13 protein-coding genes and 1 pseudogene are annotated in these 19,299 nt (G+C 62.5%); 5 read left to right on the forward strand and 9 right to left on the reverse strand.

The annotated features are described in order from the left end of the window. The first annotated feature begins 54 nt into the window (after positions 1–54). Positions 55–1,125, forward strand: a complete 1,071-nt coding sequence (locus tag IFR23_RS04630) for an endonuclease/exonuclease/phosphatase family protein (RefSeq protein WP_192974882.1) — start codon at positions 55–57, stop codon at positions 1,123–1,125. Between the two features lie 46 nt (positions 1,126–1,171). On the opposite strand, the gene IFR23_RS04635 is transcribed toward IFR23_RS04630, so the two are convergent. Then, complete coding sequence (locus tag IFR23_RS04635; protein ID WP_244655444.1) at positions 1,172–1,837, reverse strand: VC0807 family protein; 666 nt, start codon at positions 1,835–1,837, stop codon at positions 1,172–1,174. Continuing rightward, the gene (locus IFR23_RS04640; RefSeq protein ID WP_192974883.1) at positions 1,837–3,234 is read right to left on the reverse strand and encodes an 8'-apo-carotenoid 13,14-cleaving dioxygenase; all 1,398 of its coding nucleotides are present in this window, start codon (positions 3,232–3,234) and stop codon (positions 1,837–1,839) included. The genes IFR23_RS04635 and IFR23_RS04640 overlap by 1 nt, the downstream gene beginning before the upstream one ends. Positions 3,235–3,288: 54 nt before the next feature. Between IFR23_RS04640 and IFR23_RS04645 the strand changes: the two genes are divergently transcribed. Continuing rightward, positions 3,289–3,825 (forward strand): TetR/AcrR family transcriptional regulator, encoded by a 537-nt coding sequence (locus tag IFR23_RS04645; RefSeq protein WP_192974884.1) that lies wholly within the window; start codon positions 3,289–3,291, stop codon positions 3,823–3,825. A gap of 128 nt (positions 3,826–3,953) precedes the next feature. On the opposite strand, the gene IFR23_RS04650 is transcribed toward IFR23_RS04645, so the two are convergent. Further along, entirely contained in the window at positions 3,954–6,035 is a 2,082-nt protein-coding gene (locus IFR23_RS04650) for a M48 family metallopeptidase (protein WP_192974885.1), read from the reverse strand. A gap of 847 nt (positions 6,036–6,882) precedes the next feature. On the opposite strand from IFR23_RS04650, the gene IFR23_RS04655 reads away from it, so the two are divergent. Together IFR23_RS04655 and IFR23_RS04660 are read left to right on the forward strand one after the other, a co-directional pair. Next, complete coding sequence (locus tag IFR23_RS04655; RefSeq protein WP_192974886.1) at positions 6,883–7,431, forward strand: hypothetical protein; 549 nt, start codon at positions 6,883–6,885, stop codon at positions 7,429–7,431. 99 nt (positions 7,432–7,530) lie between these two features. After that, positions 7,531–9,990 carry a TonB-dependent receptor gene (locus IFR23_RS04660; RefSeq protein ID WP_446740886.1) on the forward strand — a complete coding sequence of 820 codons (2,460 nt, stop codon included), beginning with the start codon at positions 7,531–7,533 and terminating at the stop codon, positions 9,988–9,990. Between the two features lie 322 nt (positions 9,991–10,312). Here IFR23_RS04660 and IFR23_RS04665 read toward each other — a convergent pair whose 3' ends face one another. From IFR23_RS04665 to IFR23_RS20595, 4 genes and pseudogenes are all read right to left on the reverse strand, one after another. Further along, a complete protein-coding gene (locus tag IFR23_RS04665; RefSeq protein WP_192974888.1) occupies positions 10,313–10,471 on the reverse strand; it encodes a hypothetical protein in 159 nt (52 codons plus the stop codon). Positions 10,472–10,897: 426 nt separating this feature from the next. Next, positions 10,898–12,523 (reverse strand): hypothetical protein, encoded by a 1,626-nt coding sequence (locus IFR23_RS04670; RefSeq protein ID WP_192974889.1) that lies wholly within the window; start codon positions 12,521–12,523, stop codon positions 10,898–10,900. Beyond that, positions 12,520–13,938, reverse strand: coding sequence for a TonB-dependent receptor (locus tag IFR23_RS04675; protein ID WP_192974890.1), 1,419 nt, complete (start codon positions 13,936–13,938; stop codon positions 12,520–12,522). Before IFR23_RS04675 ends, IFR23_RS04670 begins: the two co-directional genes overlap by 4 nt. A 290-nt stretch (positions 13,939–14,228) precedes the next feature. After that, positions 14,229–14,633 (reverse strand): annotated as a pseudogene (locus tag IFR23_RS20595) (integrase core domain-containing protein); the annotation flags it as partial. A gap of 77 nt (positions 14,634–14,710) precedes the next feature. On the opposite strand from IFR23_RS20595, the gene IFR23_RS04685 reads away from it, so the two are divergent. Beyond that, positions 14,711–14,857, forward strand: a complete 147-nt coding sequence (locus tag IFR23_RS04685) for an MFS transporter (RefSeq protein ID WP_146168586.1) — start codon at positions 14,711–14,713, stop codon at positions 14,855–14,857. A gap of 373 nt (positions 14,858–15,230) precedes the next feature. On the opposite strand, the gene IFR23_RS04690 is transcribed toward IFR23_RS04685, so the two are convergent. Both IFR23_RS04690 and IFR23_RS04695 read right to left on the reverse strand, forming a co-directional pair. Next, the gene (locus IFR23_RS04690) at positions 15,231–16,367 is read right to left on the reverse strand and encodes a glycoside hydrolase family 53 protein (protein WP_192974891.1); all 1,137 of its coding nucleotides are present in this window, start codon (positions 16,365–16,367) and stop codon (positions 15,231–15,233) included. After that, entirely contained in the window at positions 16,367–19,135 is a 2,769-nt protein-coding gene (locus IFR23_RS04695; RefSeq protein WP_244655445.1) for a TonB-dependent receptor, read from the reverse strand. The genes IFR23_RS04690 and IFR23_RS04695 overlap by 1 nt, the downstream gene beginning before the upstream one ends. Between the last annotated feature and the right edge of the window lie 164 nt (positions 19,136–19,299).

The raw sequence follows: 19,299 nt of genomic DNA on the forward strand, positions 1-19,299 counted from the left end.
ACCCCCGCGCCGCCATCGTTGCAGGCTCGCGCGTTCTGGAGGAATAGCGGAAGCATGAAGCGTCCGGTCGTCATCGTCAGCCTGTTGCTCGGAGTTACCGGGTGCGGAACCCTTCCCCCGACCCGGCATCTCGCCTGCACCGTCGCCACCGTGCGCCCGAACCTGGCGCAACGCGGATCGGGCACTGCCACGCTCTCGGTGCTGACGTACAATATCGAAGGCCTGGGCTGGCCTGCCCGGCAAGGGCGCGCGCCGCGTCTTGCCGATATCGCCCGCTATCTGGCCACCGCCCGCGCATCCGGGACCGCCCCCGACATCGTTATGGTCCAGGAGATGTTCAGCGGTGCCGCAAAGAAGGCCGTGCTCGCGACCGGCTATCCAGCGATCGTTTCGGGGCCCGCACGCACGGCCAGGACCGCTAATGCCGTGTCGCGAAAACTGCCTGGCCGCGCGAGCCTCAAACGCGGCGAGACAGGATTCCACCTGACCGGCAGCGGCCTTGCCATCGCGTCACGCTACCCGATCATCGCCTCGCGGAGCCAGCCCTATGGCCGCAAGTCCTGCGCCGGTATCGATTGCCTGTCGAACAAGGGCGTCATGCTAGCGAGGATCAGCATCCCCGGCGTCCCGGTGCCGATCGACTTGTACAACACCCACATGAACTCGCGCGGTGCCTCGAAAGCGCCTCACGCGCGCAACCTTGCCGCGCACGAGCGGCAAGCCCTGGAGGCATCCCAGTTCATCGACAGGACGCACGACGATAGCCTGCCGATGATCTTCGGCGGTGATTTCAACATGCGCAGGGCTCAGGATCGCTGGGATAATTTTACACGGCATCAGCCGATGACCCTGGTCCACCGGGTTTGCATCGATCGATCCTCGGGGTGCGAGGTGCGGATGTCATGGGACGGCGACGAGCCGTGGATCGATACCCAGGATCTGCAATTCTTCGAGAGCGGCAAGGCGGTGACCATTCGCCCGATCCGCGTCGAGGCGATGTTCGACGGAGGCCCGTCTGCGCCGGCGTTGTCCGATCACGACGGCTTCCTGGTGACCTACCGGATCGACTGGGCTAGCGACGTCGAAAGGCGCCCCGGGTGCCAGATGCCTTTGGGGCGCCAGTAAGCGGCGAGGCCCGGCGTTTGCCAACCTTGGATCGTTTTCGAGACCGTCAGCGTGCCGCGCGGCGTTGGGCAAGACGCCGGTACCACACCGTCCAGAGCGCGAGCGCGCCCATCGAGCCGTAGCCGACGAACGGACTGACCAGCATGTAATCGTGGATGCTGAGCGTGAAGACGAGCACGCAGGCGAGCGCCGACGAGATGAGCAGGCCGATGCCCCAGACCAGCGTCATGACCGTCATGACCCGGCGGAAGCGGGGCGTGTCGCGCTTGGCCTCGAACGCGGCGACCTCGTCCGGCGATTTCCGCGCCAAGCCGGCACGGGCAAGCTGATAGATCAGCGGGCGGCCGATCGCCGCCGACCCGAGGAACACCAGGCCGATCAGTGCCGAGACGAGGTTCTCGCGCAGTTGGAGGAAGCGGACGGACCCGCCCCCGAGCATCGCGAGCAGCGACAGCGCGATGCCGGCCAGCACGAGGATCGACAGCGCATCGACGCGGCGCCGGCGGGCGAACTCGACGAGCGACCAGATCAAGGGTGGCAGCGAGGACGCCATCAGCGCGACCACGTCACCCGACTGCGGTGCCACGCGATCGTAGATCAGCAGCGGCAACCCGAAATTGATGCCCGCTTCGATGGCGATGAGGCCGATGCGACTGCCGGTCCGATGGTTCATTACAGGGCTGTCCTTCATGGTCGTGACGATCGTGGTCATTATGCTTGTCCCCCGTTGATCCAGTTGCCGTGAAAGCCCGGTGGAATGCGGTGTGGCAGGCGCACCGTGGCGACCGGAGCGCCCTCGAAGTCGCGCGCATCGAGGATGACCAAGTCGGTGGTATCGCTTGGTTCGTCGATGACGAAGCCGATCAGCCATCCCTCGTCTTCATCCCCACCGTCATGCGCGGGCACGAACACGAATTCGCCGGGGTGACGGCCGGTCCCGAACTCGTGCACCTCCCGCCCGGCCTCGACGAGATCATGCTTGTAGAGCCGGCTCGCGCTCTGGAACCGACGGTCCGACTGCGTGGCCACGACATAGGCATAGCGGTAGGTCTGGCCGAACCGGCGCTCGTCGATGCGGGGAAACTCCTGCGGCGCGGCATCGATGGTCCGGACCGTGGTCGTGCGGGCAGCGGGATCGAGCGTCCAGCGCTCCAGCCCGCGCGAAGTCGCATCGGGCCCACCGGGCGCTCCGGCGAACATCGTCGGATACGCACACACGTCGAGCACCACCCGACCGTCGGGCAGGTCGAAGGCATTGGCGACATGAAAGACATAAACCGGATCGACGTCACACCAGATAATGGCATGCTGATCGCCGCCCCGTGGCATCAGCCCGACGCGGGCACGATGCGCAGGGTTCCAGGCATAGGGCAGCGGCTGACCCGCAAGATGAGTTGCCAGCGAAAACGTCACCGGAAGATCTAGGACGACGACGTAGCGTGCGGTGATCGCGCAATCGTGAATCATCGGGCCGTGTTCCACCGCGATCGGCTCCTCGCGTACCACACTGCCGGTGGGATCGAGGACGACGTGGTGGATCTCGTTGGGGTTCGTTCCCTCGTAGCAGATGCCATGATACTCGCCGGTCAGCGGATCACGGTGAGGATGCGCGGTGAACGAACCGGCGAGCGATCCGCGGAAATTGTCGTAGCGCTGCTCGTCCAGCGTCTCGGACAGTGCGACGGGATAGCTACCGCCTTCGACAACCGCGAAGACGCGCCCGCCCAGATCGACGACGTTGGTGTTCACGGTGTCGCTGGAACCGTGGCGCGGCCCCGGTGCCGGGGTCGTTCCACGGGCAGCCGCGTTGCTGCGCGATCCGATCCAGCGATTGCGGTACCAGATCGCCTTGCCGTCCCGGATCGCCAAGCCGTGCACCATGCCGTCACCGGTGAACCAATGGTACGATGCGGGATCGGCTGCGACGGGGTTCGGCCCGGTTCGCAGGTAGCGACCGCGCAGTCCCGGCGGAATCGCGCCGCGAACCTCGAGCGAGGTCAACGTCAACTCCTCCTGCATCGGCCGATGAATGCCCGACAGAAAATGCCGTGCCGTCTGCGTCCCCTCCCCGTCCCCGTCAGCATCTACCCTTGCCAGAACGCTAGCCATGCCCGCCTCCAATGTTTACACCATGAGCATAGGTGCAAGGGTAACAGTGTCAACATGGAAAAACGCTATCATCACGGCGATCTGCACGCGGCGTTGATCGAGGTTGGGCTTCGGCTGCTGGCGGAACGCGCCGTGGAAGGCGTCTCGCTGCGCGAAATGGCGCGCGAAGTCGGGGTCAGTGCGACCTCGGTGTACCGGCATTTTCCCGACAAGGCGGCGCTGATGCGCGCGCTCGCCCGCGAGGGGTTGGACCGGCTCGCCATTGCGCAGCGCGACGCGGCGAGCGGCAAGGACGGCGCTGCTGCGTTTGCCGCAACCGGCCGGGCCTATGTGCGGTTCGCGCTCGCCAACCCGGCTATTTTCCGCCTCATCTTCACGTCGTCCGCACAGTTGCAGGCGACAGGAGAGATCGAGGCGCTGCGGATGTTACGCGCCAATGCCGCCGCGGCATCGCCAAATGACGCCGGTTCGGATCAGGTCGAGACTGGCGCGCTACGCTCCTGGTCGCTCGTCCACGGCCTCGCGATGCTGATGCTCGATGGGCAATTGCCCGCCGACGACCATCTCATCGATACGCTCGTCCAAGGCTGACGAGCGCGCACGATAGTTTCGTTTGACGGAAAGGTCGGCGACAAGGTCGGCTGATCCGGGGCGCGACCTGACTGACCACGTCCGCGACCGACAGCGCAGCGGCAAAGCGCGAGCGCATGCCGCGCGCGTCAGCGCTCCGCCAGAGCGCGCCTGGCTTGCTCCGCCTGGAAGTAGCTTTCGATCAACTGCCGGAAATCCTCGACGCCCATGCCGCGAACGCCGTAAGCGCCGATCGTGACCAGGCGCTTAGCCTTCCGCACCGCGGTCCCTCGCGCGAACCGCCGCGCGCGGGGCAGAGCCACGCCGTCCTCCAGTACCAGATCAAGGCCGAAGCGAGTGCCGAAGGCGACCCCCCAGGCCTCTACGTCGGGCCACGCGATCGGCGCGTCAAGCTGCGGGGAACTCAACGTTTCGGGCAGCAGGATCAGATAGGGCGTCCGCGCGCCACGGCGGATCAAGGCGCCGCCCATCACGAAGATTACTGCCGCACCTATGAAGGCACCGATAACCAGCCGCAGCTCGAACGTGTCGTGCCCGAGGCCGATCGGCTGCCGGAATATCCAGATCGCCGCGCCTGCGGCAAGGAACAGTATCGCCGCACCAAACTGCACCCAGCTTGCCGGACCGACATTGTTGTACAGCGTCACCGCCTCCTGCGGCACCGCCGCGGCGGTTTGCTCCAGAAACTGGCGATGGCGCGCATGGGCACCGCGGGCCTCTGCAAGATAATCCGTGCTCAGGCGTCGGCACCAGTCCTGCCAGTCGGCGATCAGGCGCTCGCCTGCGGGACGCGGCCCCTCGCGTGGCGCACGCAGCGCGGTTTCCAGCAAGGCATCGTCGAGCGCCACGTCCAGCCGCTGGATGCGTTCGGGCGTGCGCGGATGGGTATCGGTCGGGTGCGACTGCACGTCTTCCAGATAGGCGCGGATGTCCGGCCACCCCTTCTCCTCGACCATCTGCGCCGCCATGGCGACGAGATCCGGATCGTCTTCGGGTGGGTTCGCGAAGGCGTCCTCGAGCACGGCGTCGACCGGCGGTGCGACCACCGCCGTCCGGATCAGCGCGGAGGCCGCTGGCCGGCCGCCGGACACCCGCGAGCCCAGCCGATCCGCCTCGAACTCGCGCAGACGACTCCAATGGCGCACCGCGAGATCGAACCGCTCCATCGCGTGATCGGCCAGTTGCAGCGGTCCCTTGAGCAGCAGCAGACCGTTGGCGTCCGAATGCATCGCCGCCAGCGCGCGTCCCATCCCCGCGAAGAGCGGTGCGAAACGCCGGCTGTACGCGGTGTCCTCGCCGGTGAAGTGCGCCAGTTCGTGGCCGACGATCGCCGCCACCTCGCCTTCGTCCAGGAACTGCAGGTAAGGCGCCGGCAGGTAGAGCGTACGCCCCGAAACACGTCGCTCGCCCGGCGACAGCAGCAGGTCCTGTTCGGTGACGTAGAAACCCTGCGCCAACCCCAGCACCAGCGTATCGGGGGCGATCGCCTGCTGCCGGCCGGCGATGTCCTGTACGAAGCGCCATAGCGCGGGTGCTTCGTCCACGCCGACCGCCCGTCCGGTGACCTCACCCGGTTGCGGCGTATAGAGCGCCACCACCTCGCGCAGCGCGCGGATCGCGGACCAGGCGGTCCCCAACGCCACGAGGGCCAGCACCACGCCCGCGAACATCAGCTTCACGCCGCCGCCCGACAGCGTCACCGACGACCACAGGCTGATCAGTTCGAACAGCACCCCACAGACCACGGCGAGCGCGAGCCCGATCACCATGCCGCCCAGCACCAGCGGCAGCGCGCGCTGGAGCGCGGCAAAGCTCGCCACGAGCGCATCGCGCGACACCATCGCCCGGCGCGCGGCAATCTGCGCTGCAGCCAGCCCGATCGCGCCGCAGATCAGCGCCAGCAGCGCGCCCCCGATCACGCTCCAGGCGAGCGGCCCCTGCACGCGGGCAAGGATCAGGCTGCGCCGGACCGACGGCAGGCGCTCCTCGACCATGTCGGCCGCGAGTGCGGGGGCGTAGACGGTATCCGGATTGCCGAGGTCGACCGAGGCAGTGCTGTCGCGCGCGCCGAGTTCGCGCATCGCGCGCACCTGCTGCGGAAGGGAGGACTGCATGGCGGTGTATTCGGCGACCGAGCCCTGCGCTCGCACGCGCTCCCAACCGCCGAGCACGCCAAGCAGCAGCGGCACCAGCAGGATGCTGATCAGCATGGCGTATGGTTGCGGCAGGCGTCGCATCGCGTTCTCCCCTTTGACAAACAATTACGCCCGATCAGAACGCGATCCGTCGGTTCTGTCTCGGCGCGCGAATTTCTACGGAATACTCAGATGGCTGAGCGCCAATGACGTCCCTCCACCCCGGCACACCGGGATGGCGGCAGCCAGTCAGTGCGATGTCGACCGCGTCGTACGGTGTCCCTGCATGCGCCACGTACATGTACCAACGCCGGCCGAGCATCATCACTGCGGCGAAAAAGCCCCCGCAAACGACCTGAAGGATTGTCGAAATCAAGAATTTCCTTTGCACGAAGGCCACCCGCTGAACCCAACCTCAATCAATTTCAACCACCGAAATAGTCCATTCGTAGCGGCCAAATCGATCGAGAGCCGTCTGTGGCGGAAGGTCAGAACGCATAGGTCGCGCGCTATCAAATACTTACGATAGCCTCCGGTCGCCGTGTTTCGATCATGGCGTTCCCAAGGTGCTCCAGCGATTTTGGGATCAGCGTTCGTCGACGGCGGCGGTATAACCTCGCTGTACGCCGTGTATTTCATTGGCATCGACAACCGATAAGTGCCGGAACGCGATCCCATCCGGAGCGCGGGGTCGACAACGCCCAATTCCGGACATTCACGCCCCCTAACTTCTCGCTCCAACCCGGCCATTCGTCCATCTGATCTTTGACGGATCTATCACGCTCGTTGGCGCGCCCGATCCGAGAAGCGAGACAGGTTTCTCGCTCTGAGCTGTGCAACCGTTTGGCCCCGCGCGAACAGCCCAAGTTCGTAAATAGCGAGGGCGCTTTCGTCATCGCCGCGATGGTCGATCAACGCGCGCATGCAGCGCCGGCCGACCGCTGTGCTCATGCAGGTCGAGCAGGCCGCCCCTCGGACTGCGCCTGCTCGCGCGTCAATCTTGCCACCGACGGCTCCCGCCCGGCGCGCTCGCGTTACCCAGGCACGTGCTGCGTACGACGGCACGGTCGCCGTTGATCGTCAGACCGTGCTGGCGGTGTTCCAGGATGTCGAGCGCCAGCTCGTGGCGCCGCGGATCCTCGCGCGTCAGGAGGCTTTGCCGCGCGACGCGATAACCGAGTCGAACCGCGCGGAGGCGAACACGCTGAACCGGTACGAGGCTCGGCTGATCACCGATACCGACATGGTCACGGCACACGCGACCGCGCGCAACGCGCGCCGTAATGCGTGCAGACCGCGGTCGACCGACAAAGCGGCGCCCGGCGCAGATTTGGCCATTGGGCGGAGCATGGTCGCGCAGCGGCCCCGTTCCGGTACTTTCGCGGCGATCGCTCCCGTATGGGGCCGCATATCGCGTTCTTTCCGTACCATCGTCGAGTTCGTGAGGCCGGCTCAGCACCGGCAATTATGAGCGGGGTGTAACAAACCGGAAATCCCTCAGAAATGCGGGGCGCATACCGCATCTGTCCGAGTGGCGCACGGCATGTCGCCATCATCTCGGGGTATAAAAGTGGGCAAAACCAATCTGACGCGCGGCCTGTTCGGCTGCTCCTTGTGTCTGATCGCGACTCCTGCGTTCGCGCAGTCGACCGGCACCAAGGATTTCGAGGAGATCGTCATCACCGGCAAGAAGGGCGATCAAGCCGTCGGCGGCGTCGTCCTTCCCGCGACATCCAAGGCCAAGGTCGGACTGAACGCGGAGTTCATCCAGCACGAGACACCCGGCCAGTCGATCAACGACACGATCAACATGCTGCCCGGCGTCAGCTTCCAGAACAACGATCCCTATGGCTCGTCGGGCGGCACGCTGAGCATCCGCGGCTTCGACGCCAGCCGCGTGTCAGAGATGTGGGACGGCTTTCCGCTCAACGACACCGGCAGCTATGCAATCTATTCGAACCAGCAACTCGATCCCGAACTGATCGGCCAGGTCGCGGTCAGCCTCGGTTCGACCGATGTCGACAGCCCGAGCGCGTCGGCGACCGGTTCGACGATCAACTACACGACGCGCAATCCGTCCGAGGATTTCCACGTTCGGATGGCGGGTTCAGTCGGCCAGTACGACTTCTTCCGCGTGTTCGGCGCGGTCGACACCGGCGTCTTCACGCCGTTCGGGACGCGTGCGTTCTTCTCCGCCAGCAAGTCGACCAACAACGTCGTGTTCACCGACGCAGGCAAGATCGACAAGACGCAGATAAATGCCAAGATCTACCAGCCGATCGGCAACAACGGCGATTTCATCTCCGTTGCAGGTCATTACAATCGCAACATCAACAACTTCTTCGGCTCGGTGCCGCTGAGCAATGTCGGCGCCAGCGTCGGTACGGGCTCGGGCAATCGCTTCCCGCAGACGCGTGACGAGCGGTTCTACGACGTCGCGAATTGCGTCAGCAGCGCAGGGGTCGCCTGCGGGTTCGGCGCCTACGACTATCGCTACAATCCGTCGAAGACCGCCAACATCCGCGTCAATTCGCGCTTTACGCTGACCGACAAGCTGACCTTCACCGCCGATGCCGCCTATTCGTACACGCTGGCGAACGGTGGCGGCACCGCGACCGCCTCGGAGGGCTTTGCGACGATCGGCGGCCAAGCGGTCGCAGGCTATGTCGGCAGCACGCCGTATTTCGGCGGCATCGATTTGAACGGCGACGGCGACACCAAGGATAGCGTGCTCGTCAGCGCGCCGAGCGCCACGGAGACCAACCGCTACCTGCTCAACCTCGGCCTGCGGTACGATTTCAACGACACGCAGACGGTACGCGTCGGCTACAGCCTCGATTACGGCCGCCATCGCCAGACCGGCGAGTTGACCACGATCAATGGCTACGGCTTGGCGACCACGCCGTTCCCGACCGAGAGCCCACTGCTCGATTCGACCGGTACCGCGCTCCAGAAGCGGGATCGATTCTCGAAGGCGATCCTGAACCAGGCGTTCGGCGAATATCGCGGGCGGTTCTTCGACAGCAAGCTGACCTTGAACGCCGGCATCCGCGCACCGTTCTTCACGCGCGACCTGCACAACTATTGTTTCACCACCAGTGCGACCGGCGCGCTGATCTGTTCGGGTCAGAATGCGGCGACCGATGCGATCATCGCCGCTGCCTATCCGAACTATCAGGGGCCTCAGCAGCGCAAGTTCACGTATAACCGCGTGCTGCCAAGTGCGGGCCTCGTGTACCAGCTCGTAGCGCCACTTGCCGTCTTCGCGAATTATTCGAAGGGCATGCAGGTTCCGGGCACGGACAACCTCTACAACAGCTTCTATTATGCCGACGGGACTTCCGGCGCCGAGGGTGCCAAGCCCGAGACGACCGACAATTTCGATGCCGGGCTGCGGTACCAGATGGGCCCCATGCAGGCGCAGGTTTCAGGCTGGTACACGGTGTTCCACGACCGGCTCGCCTCGTCCTACGATCTCGAGACCAACACGACGATCTACCGCAATCTCGGCACCGTCCACAAATACGGGATCGACGGCAGCATCAGCTATCGTCCGATCGACCTAGTGACGCTCTACGCCTTCGGGTCATATCTGAAGTCGAAGATTCTCGACGACATCCCGGCGTCCGCCACGACCACCTACTACACCGCTGGCAAGCGTGAGGCAGGCGCTCCCACCTACACCTTCGGCGGCCGTGTCGAGGGCAATGCCGGACCGATCCGGGTCGGCCTAGAGGCCAAGCGTACGGGCGAGCGGTACGTCAACGACCAGAACCTGCCCGTTACGATCTCGGGCGTCCAGGTCTATGGGGCCAAGGCGCCGGCCTATACGCTGGTCAATCTCGACGCGCGCATTTCGCTCAAGCCACTGGGACTCGACGACCAGACGTATCTGCAGCTGAACATCAGCAACCTGTTCGACAAGCTCTATGTCGGCGGCTTCAGCGGCACTAGCGCGACCAACTCGCTGACCTACGCCCAGATCGGCGCACCGCGTGCTGTGTCGGCAACACTGAACGTAGGGTTCTGACGGCGGTGCGGCGGAGGTGGGGGTTAAGCCGCCGCCTCCGCAACACCTGGGCTTAAGAGACAGCTACTCGTCCTGGAGCCAATAATTGAGGCGACCGTGTAGGTGGGAACCCGCCGGCTGGTGAGCGAGGACAGCTTTCGAGAGCGTTAGTCTGCTCACACTTCATGCTACCCGCCTGCAAGAGACCTAGAGCCCAACAGCGGATCTTATACTGGGAAAGTTCGACAGAGATTATAATTTCACATTTCGGCGAAAGACTAATGGTTAGCCCAATCCCGATCGATCGGCTCATTGATCAGCGCGCTGGGAACTTTCGCCAGATTTATCGTAGTCTACTATGGGCTATCATCGGTACTCGGTCGAACGCCTTGAGAGCTTCCCCGCGGTGGACGATAATCCGCGTGATCCCCATCGTCCAGATCGCCGCGTTCACCGCCCGCTCGTACGCGCTGTCGAGATGCGCCGTGCCCTCGCCCATCACCAGTATTCGGGTTAGCGGTTTGACTCACGGGCAAGCAGCACGCGTTGCTTCTAGCTCCCCGACAACGCCTGCCCCACGTCGCCCACCAGCGTTTCGTACGCGATCGGCACTCGCGGGATGTCGTCCTGTATCGATGCCGCGGTCGCCGCCGCGAACGTCCGCTCCATGTCGACCGGTGCGTCGAAAAGCGCGATGTTGTCGGCAAGACCTCATCAACTCAACGTAATAGCAGGCGCGCTTCATCGAACATTGCCAAATCATACGCGGAAATCGGCTCATCAGCCGGTGAATACATCGTCTCTAGCGAAAGAAATGATAGCAATATCTTATCCACTTACGCACCGATGCCCGACAAGACAGCTTCGTTTTCAAATATATCTATTCTAATCTTTGGGGAAGCTATGCCTCCCCAAAGATTGATAGCTCCTAGAAGCGGAGCTGAAGCTGGACTCTGGCCGAACGTGGTGATTGATAGCCGGTAGCAGCTTGATAGTCAGAGCGAACCGAACCGTCAGCGTTCGTGCCGAACTCGTTAGCGTCGGTCACACTCTTCGAATTGAATACGTTGAAGACGTCGAAGCGCAACACGGCGTTAAAGGCATCGGTAGGCAGCGTGAAGCCGGCCGTGAGATCGAGCGACGTGATCCAGTCGGTGTGGAAGCCGGTACCGCGGCTCACTTCCACGATGGGGTTCGCATCGCTGATTTCACCGTTCGCAAGCGGGCAGTACCGTGACGCAGCACCGTAAGCGTCGTTGATCGTCTGCGCAAAGTCCGTCAGGTCGGAAGGCAAAACGCCGAAACAGCCAAAGTGACGGGGGGAGGATATGTTCCCGTTCGCTCCCAAAACCAACCAATCGCCAATCTTGTAGCTGCCGTAGACCTTGAAGTTATGGCGCCGGTCGTTCGGTAGATATCCGTACGACCCATAGGTGAGTTCGGGCTGATCGAAGTCCTGGGTTAGGCCGGCATCGGTTTGACCGTTATCGGATGTCACGGAACCCTCGTAGTTTCCCTTGGTCTTCGACCATGTGTAAGATCCACCGATGCTCCAAACGCCGTCGAAGGCGCGATCGAACTTGAAGGTTACTGCCTTGTATACGCGCTTCGCCTTTGGATAGCCGATATTCGATAGCGTCACCGTAGGCGTCGTGCCATCTGGCAGCGTGAGCTGCGTGGTTATGTCGGCGCCCGGATTGTTCAGGACATACTGGCTGAACCCGGCATAGATGGCGGAACACGCATCGATATCGAAGCCCTGCGCCACGCAATAGCTACGTGCTGCGGCGTCGACGGCCGAGTCCTCGAGCGCCCGGTTAAGCTTCCGGTAAGTGCCGTAGAGACCAAGCGTCCAGCGCGAGCCCAGCTTCTGTTCGAAGCCGAGGATATACTCGTCGGCCGACTGCGGCTTGAGGTTCTGCGCCACCGTAGCCGCCGTCTCTGCAGTCGTTCCGTCCGATACGACCGTGCAATTGTTCGTCACGCCATAAGTGGTGTCGGGACGGATGCACGATCCCGAACGCGTTATTGGTGTCCCAAGGATAGGTTGTCCGTTCGCACCGATCCCGTCGAGCTTGTAATAGGAATAGACGTCGTATTCGGCACCGCCGAGGCGGATGTTGGTGTTTGCCGCGATCGGGAGAAAATATCGTCCGAAAGACGCGTAGACCTTCGTCCGCTTGTTACCGAACGGATCCAAGATCATCGCTAGACGGGGGCCCCACTGGTTGCCCGATTTGTAATAGGTCACGTCATCGATGTTGTTGTTGGCAAAACGATCGTTCCGAAGCCCTGCCTGCAGCGTCAGCCGGTCGTTGAGCGTCGACCAGCTGTCCTGAATGTAGAAAGCTTCGTTCTTGGTATGGAACGTCCCGCCGCTTTCGAAAGTGCGCCCGCGAACGTAATCGCAAGATGCTGCCGTTCCGCAAATTGCTGCGCTGGTCGTTGAAAAAAGCTGATAATAGGCGCCGCCGGTGTAGCTTGTCTCGCCCGATGTGGTGAGATTTTCCCTGTCATAACCAAAACGGAAATGATGGGTGCCGAGCAGATTCACGTAAACATCGGCATCGGCGCGATAGAACTCGCGCGTATCCTTGTCGTCTCGATCGTCGTATCCGGGTTCGACCCCGGCACCTGCGACGGGTCGCCGCGATCGTCCTCGACATAGGAAATGTCGGGGATTGCCGAGATCGCGTTGGTTCGATCCTGGCTTTTACCGTACGCTGCTGAAAAGGTGAACCACTTCGTGAACTGTCCCGTATAGCGGGCAACGTAATTGCCCCCCCCTGTCTCGTTGTCCTGCGTGCTGAGGTAATCTCCGATCCGATTGGTCGTGGAATCATAGACGTTGGTAACGTCGGTGGTAACGCCCTTCGTCCGGAAATAAGTGAATTCGAGGCGCTGGCCATCGGTGATGACCGCATCGACCTTCCCGGCGAAGAACGGACTCTTGGTCGACGACGTCACGTACGTCGCGTTGCGGTCGATCGTGCCACCATTGCCCGTCTTGACGTCGCGGGCCTCGTACAACCCGTAGAAGAACAGGTGATCCTTGATGATCGGCCCTGAAATGTAAAAGTCCGACCGCAGATCGGAAGAATAATCCTTATCGTTGTCAGCCGTCAACGTGTCGGGTGATTTACTGCGCAGACCGTTGGGTGAATAGGTAGTAACCAAGCCTGCGTGAAAATCGTTACTTCCCGATCTGGTCGTCGCGTTGATGAAACCACCGGTCGATCGGCCGTATTCTGCTTGATATCCACCATCTTTCACTTCCACCGAGTCGTAGAATTCGAATGGCACCGTGTTCGCACCTAGGAAAGTACTGAAATTGGTGACGTTCAATCCATTCACGAAATACTGGTTCTCACCGACGGAGGCGCCACCGATCGATGGCAATGCTCCGAACGCACTATCGCCTTGAGACACGCCCGGCGTTAATTGGATGATCGAGTTGAGATCGCGGCCGACCGGAACGCGGTTTGCAATGTCCGCGACATTGATGACCGCACCGGTCGTGGTCCCTTCGAAGTCCGCCACTGCAACGCGTTTGTCCACAATCACGATATCGCCGGAGCTCGCGGCGCCAACCGGTACAAGCGTGAACGCGTTGCCAGATGAATTTTGGGAAAGCGATACCGTCGGATCGGTAAACGTATCAAACCCAGCCGCCGCTATCGTGAACGTATAGGTCCCGCTCGGCAGTTGCGGAATTCTGTAACTACCATCGCGCCCAGTAGTAATTGTACGAGAAAAGCCTTGGGCATTCGACGTGACAGTTACCGTCGCGCCCGAGATGACTTTTCCATCGGCGCCTTGTATCCGCCCCGATGCCGCGACCGTCTGGAAATCCTGCGCCATTACCGAACTAGCGGTGAATGAAAAACCAATTACACCGGTGCTGATTAGAGCAATGGCCTTCAAAGCTGTGCTACAATTAAACCTGGACCGAACACGCGTTATCGTCATGCATAATTCCTCACTGCCGCCGAGCGATGTTGCTCTGGCGAGACCGGTTCGTTCAGCAAGGGGCCCCGTGCATGGGGTAAGATTGACAAGTCATTTTAGACTGTAAAGCGAATGCTCGCGGCTGCAGCAATTTTCAGAAGCCTGTCGTAAATATGGCACTGTTACTGTCGTAACATGTCATCCTTTGTAACAATGTGATCTTATATGTCCGCCTCGCACGGGGTGATCCGTTCCTATCTGCATAAGATTGCTGTCGAACATGACGTCGTCCTGGACGTGCCCCCCGCCGTTCATCCAGCGGCAAGCGGAGACCGGCCTTTGTTGTCGCGCGGGAGTGCAGGTGAAGTAACGGTCGGGTTTATACCTGTTCGTTGCTTTTCGAGCGCGGCGGCAAAGGCTGCCGGCGTGCCGTAGGCGTAGCGGGGCGAAAGGTGCGACCGCTCGGTAATCGTCGACCCAGCGCGCGAGGATCGAGAGCGCCTGCCGGACCGTGAAGAACGCCGGACCGTGAAAAATAGCGTCTCGTTGATCAGTTCGTCCCGCATACGACCGTTGAAGCTCTCGACGAACCCATTCTGCGTCGGCTTGCTCGGTACGATGTAATGCCAATCAACGCCGGTACCGCCTGACCACGCGAGCACTGCGTTCGAAGTCAGTTCGGTGCCGTTGCCGGTGACGATCATCCTGGGCGCGCCAAGTAGTGCGCGCCCACGGCTTCAGGCGCCCCCATGCAGACGCCACACGGACGACAGCTGTTCGCTATCCCGTCTGGATGATGGCCGCGGCGATGCTGGCCTCGTGCCTTGCCATTATCGACGGCTCGGTGACCAACGTCGAGCTTCCCGCGATGGGCAAAAATCTTGGCGGTCATGCTTCGGACCTTTCCTGGATCATCAACGCGTATCTGCCGCCGCTTTAGGCGCGGCCTCTGCTGGATTGCGTAGCGGGCGACCATTACTGCCGCAGGCGAATGCCGGTGTCCGGCACAGTCCTGTTGGCACTCGCGTCGATCGACTGCGCGCTGGGCCGACGCTCTCGATCCTGCTGGCCGCGCGCGGAACGCAGGGCATTGGCACCGCAATAGAAGCAAGGGGCAAGCGGTCGCGATATGGGCCGTAGATACGTGCATCTTGCCATTCGACGGTATCGTGCGGAGAGCATAATCAGATGATGACCGCCATCGGCTGAGGCTCGGTCCGCCGCGGTCATTGCCTGCACATATGGCGCGAAGCCAACCGCGTTCATGGCACCAATGAAAGGTTAAATTGGACTCACGTCGAAGACTGCCGCCCCTACTTCGGTCGCTTCACATATTGCCGCCCGAGGAAGTCGAACGCCGGCAGCGCTTCGTGTCGCCCAAGGCCGAACCACGCGGCATTCTCCCAGTTCGAGCCTTTGCCCCAGCGCGTCCCGCACTTCGTCGAGACCCAAGCCGGCTCCCAATACACTATGCCGATCCCGCCTGCGTCCACGACGGTCTGCGTCAGGTCGACAAGGTATTTCAGCTGCCCCTTCGGCGTCGCGGGATACTCTGGCAGCAGCGAATCCGATCCGAGCAGGTCGGGCGACGCATCCTCGCCGACCGGGCTGAATGGGTACGCCGTCTCGACCACGATCACGTCGGCCTTGTATCTATCCTTGGCATACGCGATCGTTTCGCCCAACTGCGCAGGCGTTCGCGTCGACCATTTGCGGTAATAGCTGATCCCGATCACGTCGTAATCGAGCACCCCCGCCACCGTCGCATCGTCGAACCACGCCGCGACATGCTCGGGCTGCGCAATGTGCAGCATGATCCGCGGATTGATCTTGGCCACCTTGCCCGCGTCGCGCACCGCCTTGATCCCGGCGTTGAGCAACGTCGCGTTACGCGTCCAGTCGATCTTGTGGTCCTTGAGATTGCCCTTCGGCAGCGGCCCCATAACCTCGGGGTTGGTCTCGTTCCCGACCTGCACCATCTCCGGCATCAGCCCGTCCGCATCGAGCTTGCCCAGCACGTCGCGCGTATAGGCATAGAGCGCCTTGGCCTGCGCCGCGGTATCGAGCGTCGCCCAGGCAGCGGGGACGATCTGCTTCTCCCCGTCTGCCCAATCGTCCGAATAATGGAAGTCGAGCAGCACCTGCATCCCCGCCGCCTTTGCGCGCCGGATCGTCTTCGTCACGTCGGCGAGGTCGCTGTACTTCGTCCACTTCGCATCTTTCCAGATCCGAACGCGGACGATATTCCCGCCCTTCGCCTTCATCAGCGTGAACGGATCGACCGGCTTGCCCTTCGCGCGAAAGACAGCGCCGCAATCCTCCATCTCGTTGACGTAGGACAGGTCGGCGCCGAGGTAGAGCCCGCTTGCCGGTTTCGCGACAAGCCTCGGCGCGGTCTGCGCACTCGCGGCGGACGAAAGCAGGGCAAGCGTGAAAAGAGCGTTGCGCATCAGAATTCGAACCCCGCACCGATCAGGAACCGTCGTCCGAACTTCTCGTACCGCCCCTGCAAGCTACGATCGCCATAATAGGTCTCGAACGGCTCGTCGGTCAGGTTGTTCGCCTGGAACAACAGCTTGAGCCCCGCCAGCTTCGAATCCTTGCCGAAGTCATAGCTCGTCTGAAAATCCATCACGCCTTCGGGAGCGGTGTAGAGGATGCGGTCGGTATCGCCGAGTTCCGTCGCATAGCTGCTGCGATAGCGGTACGCGACCCGCGCCTCGAAGCCCGCCTTGCTGTAGTAGAGCGTGGCGTTACCGACATGCTTCGACAGCCCCGGCAGCTGGATCGTACCGATCGCGTTGTCGTTCTCGTCGACTGTGATGTTGCTGTCGGTATAGCTGTAATTGAGATACACGCCGAAGCCGTTCAGCACGCCCGGAAGGAAGGTGAAGGCCTTCTGGAACAGTACTTCGACGCCCTTGATCTCGCCGCCCTGGCCGTTGACCGGCTGCCGGAACGTGCCCTCCAGATCGGGTCCACCAGCCGGGTTGGGCGCGAAGATCGTCGTCAGCTGTGGCACGATGTAGGTGCCGAGCTTCTTGTAGAAGCCCGACACGGTCAGCGCGCTGTCGCGGTCGAAATACCATTCGACGGTGGCATCGAGCTGTTTCGCGCGGAACGGTTCGAGCAGCGGGTTGCCGCCCTGCCCCGATGGCGGACCCGAGGTGAAGATGCTGACGCCTGCGCTCAGATCGTCGAGCGGCGGCCGCGAGACGGCTTGGCTCGCGCCGAGCCGGAACTGCAGCTTGTCGGTCGCCTTGAAGGTGAGGTTGAGGTTGGGCAGCCAATCGGTGAATTCATTAGCCACCGACAGCGGCGTGGCGGTGGTGACGATCGCCCCGTTAGGCTGCTGGACCTGGTTGACCTGCGTGCCCTGCGACAGGGTTTCCGTCCGGATCACGCGCAGGCCGAGGTTGCCCGTGAACGGCATGCCGAAGATGTTGCCGTCGAGATCGACCTGCGCGTACCCCGCATAGGTCTTCTCGCCGACTTTCCAGCTTGCCTGGCGATCGAACTCCGACGTGGTCGGGTTGATCTGCCCGAACAGCTGATTGACGGCAGCCAGGATGTCGATCGACTGGACCGACGGCAGGCCCGCAAACGCGCCCGAGAAGCTGTAGGGCGTATTCAGGAGATTGGCGGGGACGGGCGCCCGTGCCGCCGGATCGACGAAGCCGAACTGCGTCCGCTGCGTATAATCCTTCGACCGATCGGTATAACGACCACCGAAGCGCAAGGCGGCGAGCGGCCCCTGCCCGATCTCGCGACGCGCATCGAAACTGCCGCTCCACAGTTCGTCGTTGATCAGCGGCGCACCGCCGCCATTGGTCGGGATCTGGAAATCGGCGATGCGGTTGAGTGTCGGGTCGGTCAGGTCGACATTGACACCTATCGTCGGCACCTTGCCGGGGCGGGTCTGGAACGATGTCGTCGGGGCGATCCCGAACGGCTCGGTCCGCAGCGTCAGGAACTGCTGCTCGCGATGCGTCTTGGAATAGCCGACGTCGCCGACGATCTCCCACCCTTCCGGGCTCCACTTGGCGTTCAGGCCGCCCGCGTAGAGATCGTCCTTGAAGAAGAACAGCTCGTTCACGCCGCGTACTACTTGACCATAGGGCTGGTTCGCGTTGGTAGCGGTAATGCCGGTGACATAGCCGTTCTGGACGGTCGCATTGGTTAGCGTGTTGCCGAACGGCAAATTCTCGACGCGCACGCCGCGCTGGGTCTCGTCGAACTTCACCCGGCTGTAGAAGAAGTCGCCGTTGACCTCGAAAACGCTGCTCGGGCGCCACTGCAATGCCGCCAGCGCACCGTGGCGGATGTCGTCGCCACCGCGCGACAACGCCTCGAAGCCGTACGGGATCTGGTCGTTGGTCTGGCCATCGCCGTTAAGGTCCGCGAAGCTGTTGGTGTAGCGGAACACGTTGGTCCGAACGGTTGCAACGGACTGACGTCGTCCCGAATAGCCGACCGCGATGCCCAGCGTATTGTCGAGAAACTGGCCGATATACGACGCGCTGGCGATATAGCCCCACGGCTTGGAATCCTGCACGTCGCCTGCAAGGTCGCTGTAGATCGCACGCGCGTTCAGGACGATCTTGGTGCCGCTGACATCGAGCGGGCGGATCGTGCGGAGATCGATCTGGCCGGCGATCGCGCCTTCGACCTGCGCTGCGGTCGGCGATTTGAACACCGAAGCGCCGTTGATCAGTTCGGCCGGATATTGCTCGTAGCGGACGTTGCGGCTGCCTTCGGCCGAGACGATCTCGCGGCCGTTGAGCAGCGTGCTCACCAGATTGGGGCCGAGCCCGCGAATGCCGATCTGGGTGCCGTTGCCGCGATCGCGGTTCGTGGTCAGGCCCGGCAGGCGCGCGAGCGACTCCGCGATGCTGGCTTCGGGCAGCTTGCCGATATCCTCCGCCGACAGCACCTCCTGGACGCGGTCAGCGTTGCGCTTACCCGCGATCGCGGTACGCAGCGATTGACGATAGCCGGTGACGACGATCTCGTCGGTCGTCGCTTGCGGAGCAACACTTGTCGGAGTCGAGCCCGTGGCTGGCACGATATCGGTCGATGCAGCCTCTGCGGGAACCGGCGACGCCGCGTCCGCAGTGGGAGATGCGCTGGTCGATCCGCCTCGATTTGACTGTGCCGTTGCGGCCCCTTCCAGAGACAAAAGGCTGACCGCAGTCAGCAACATGAACCTGTTGCGCATCATCACTCCCCTACATCGACCCTCATTGGAGCCAGACAGTATTTGTATGATATATATGACACATTTCGCAACAGGGAATATTCGGGGTGCGGTCAGAGGGTGTCGTGATGCCGAAAGGATCCCTTGGCCGGCCGTAAAAATACTGGCCGGCCTATGCCGGATCG

The sequence above is a fragment of the Sphingomonas sp. CFBP 13603 genome (assembly GCF_014892665.1).
GTDB lineage: Bacteria > Pseudomonadota > Alphaproteobacteria > Sphingomonadales > Sphingomonadaceae > Sphingomonas.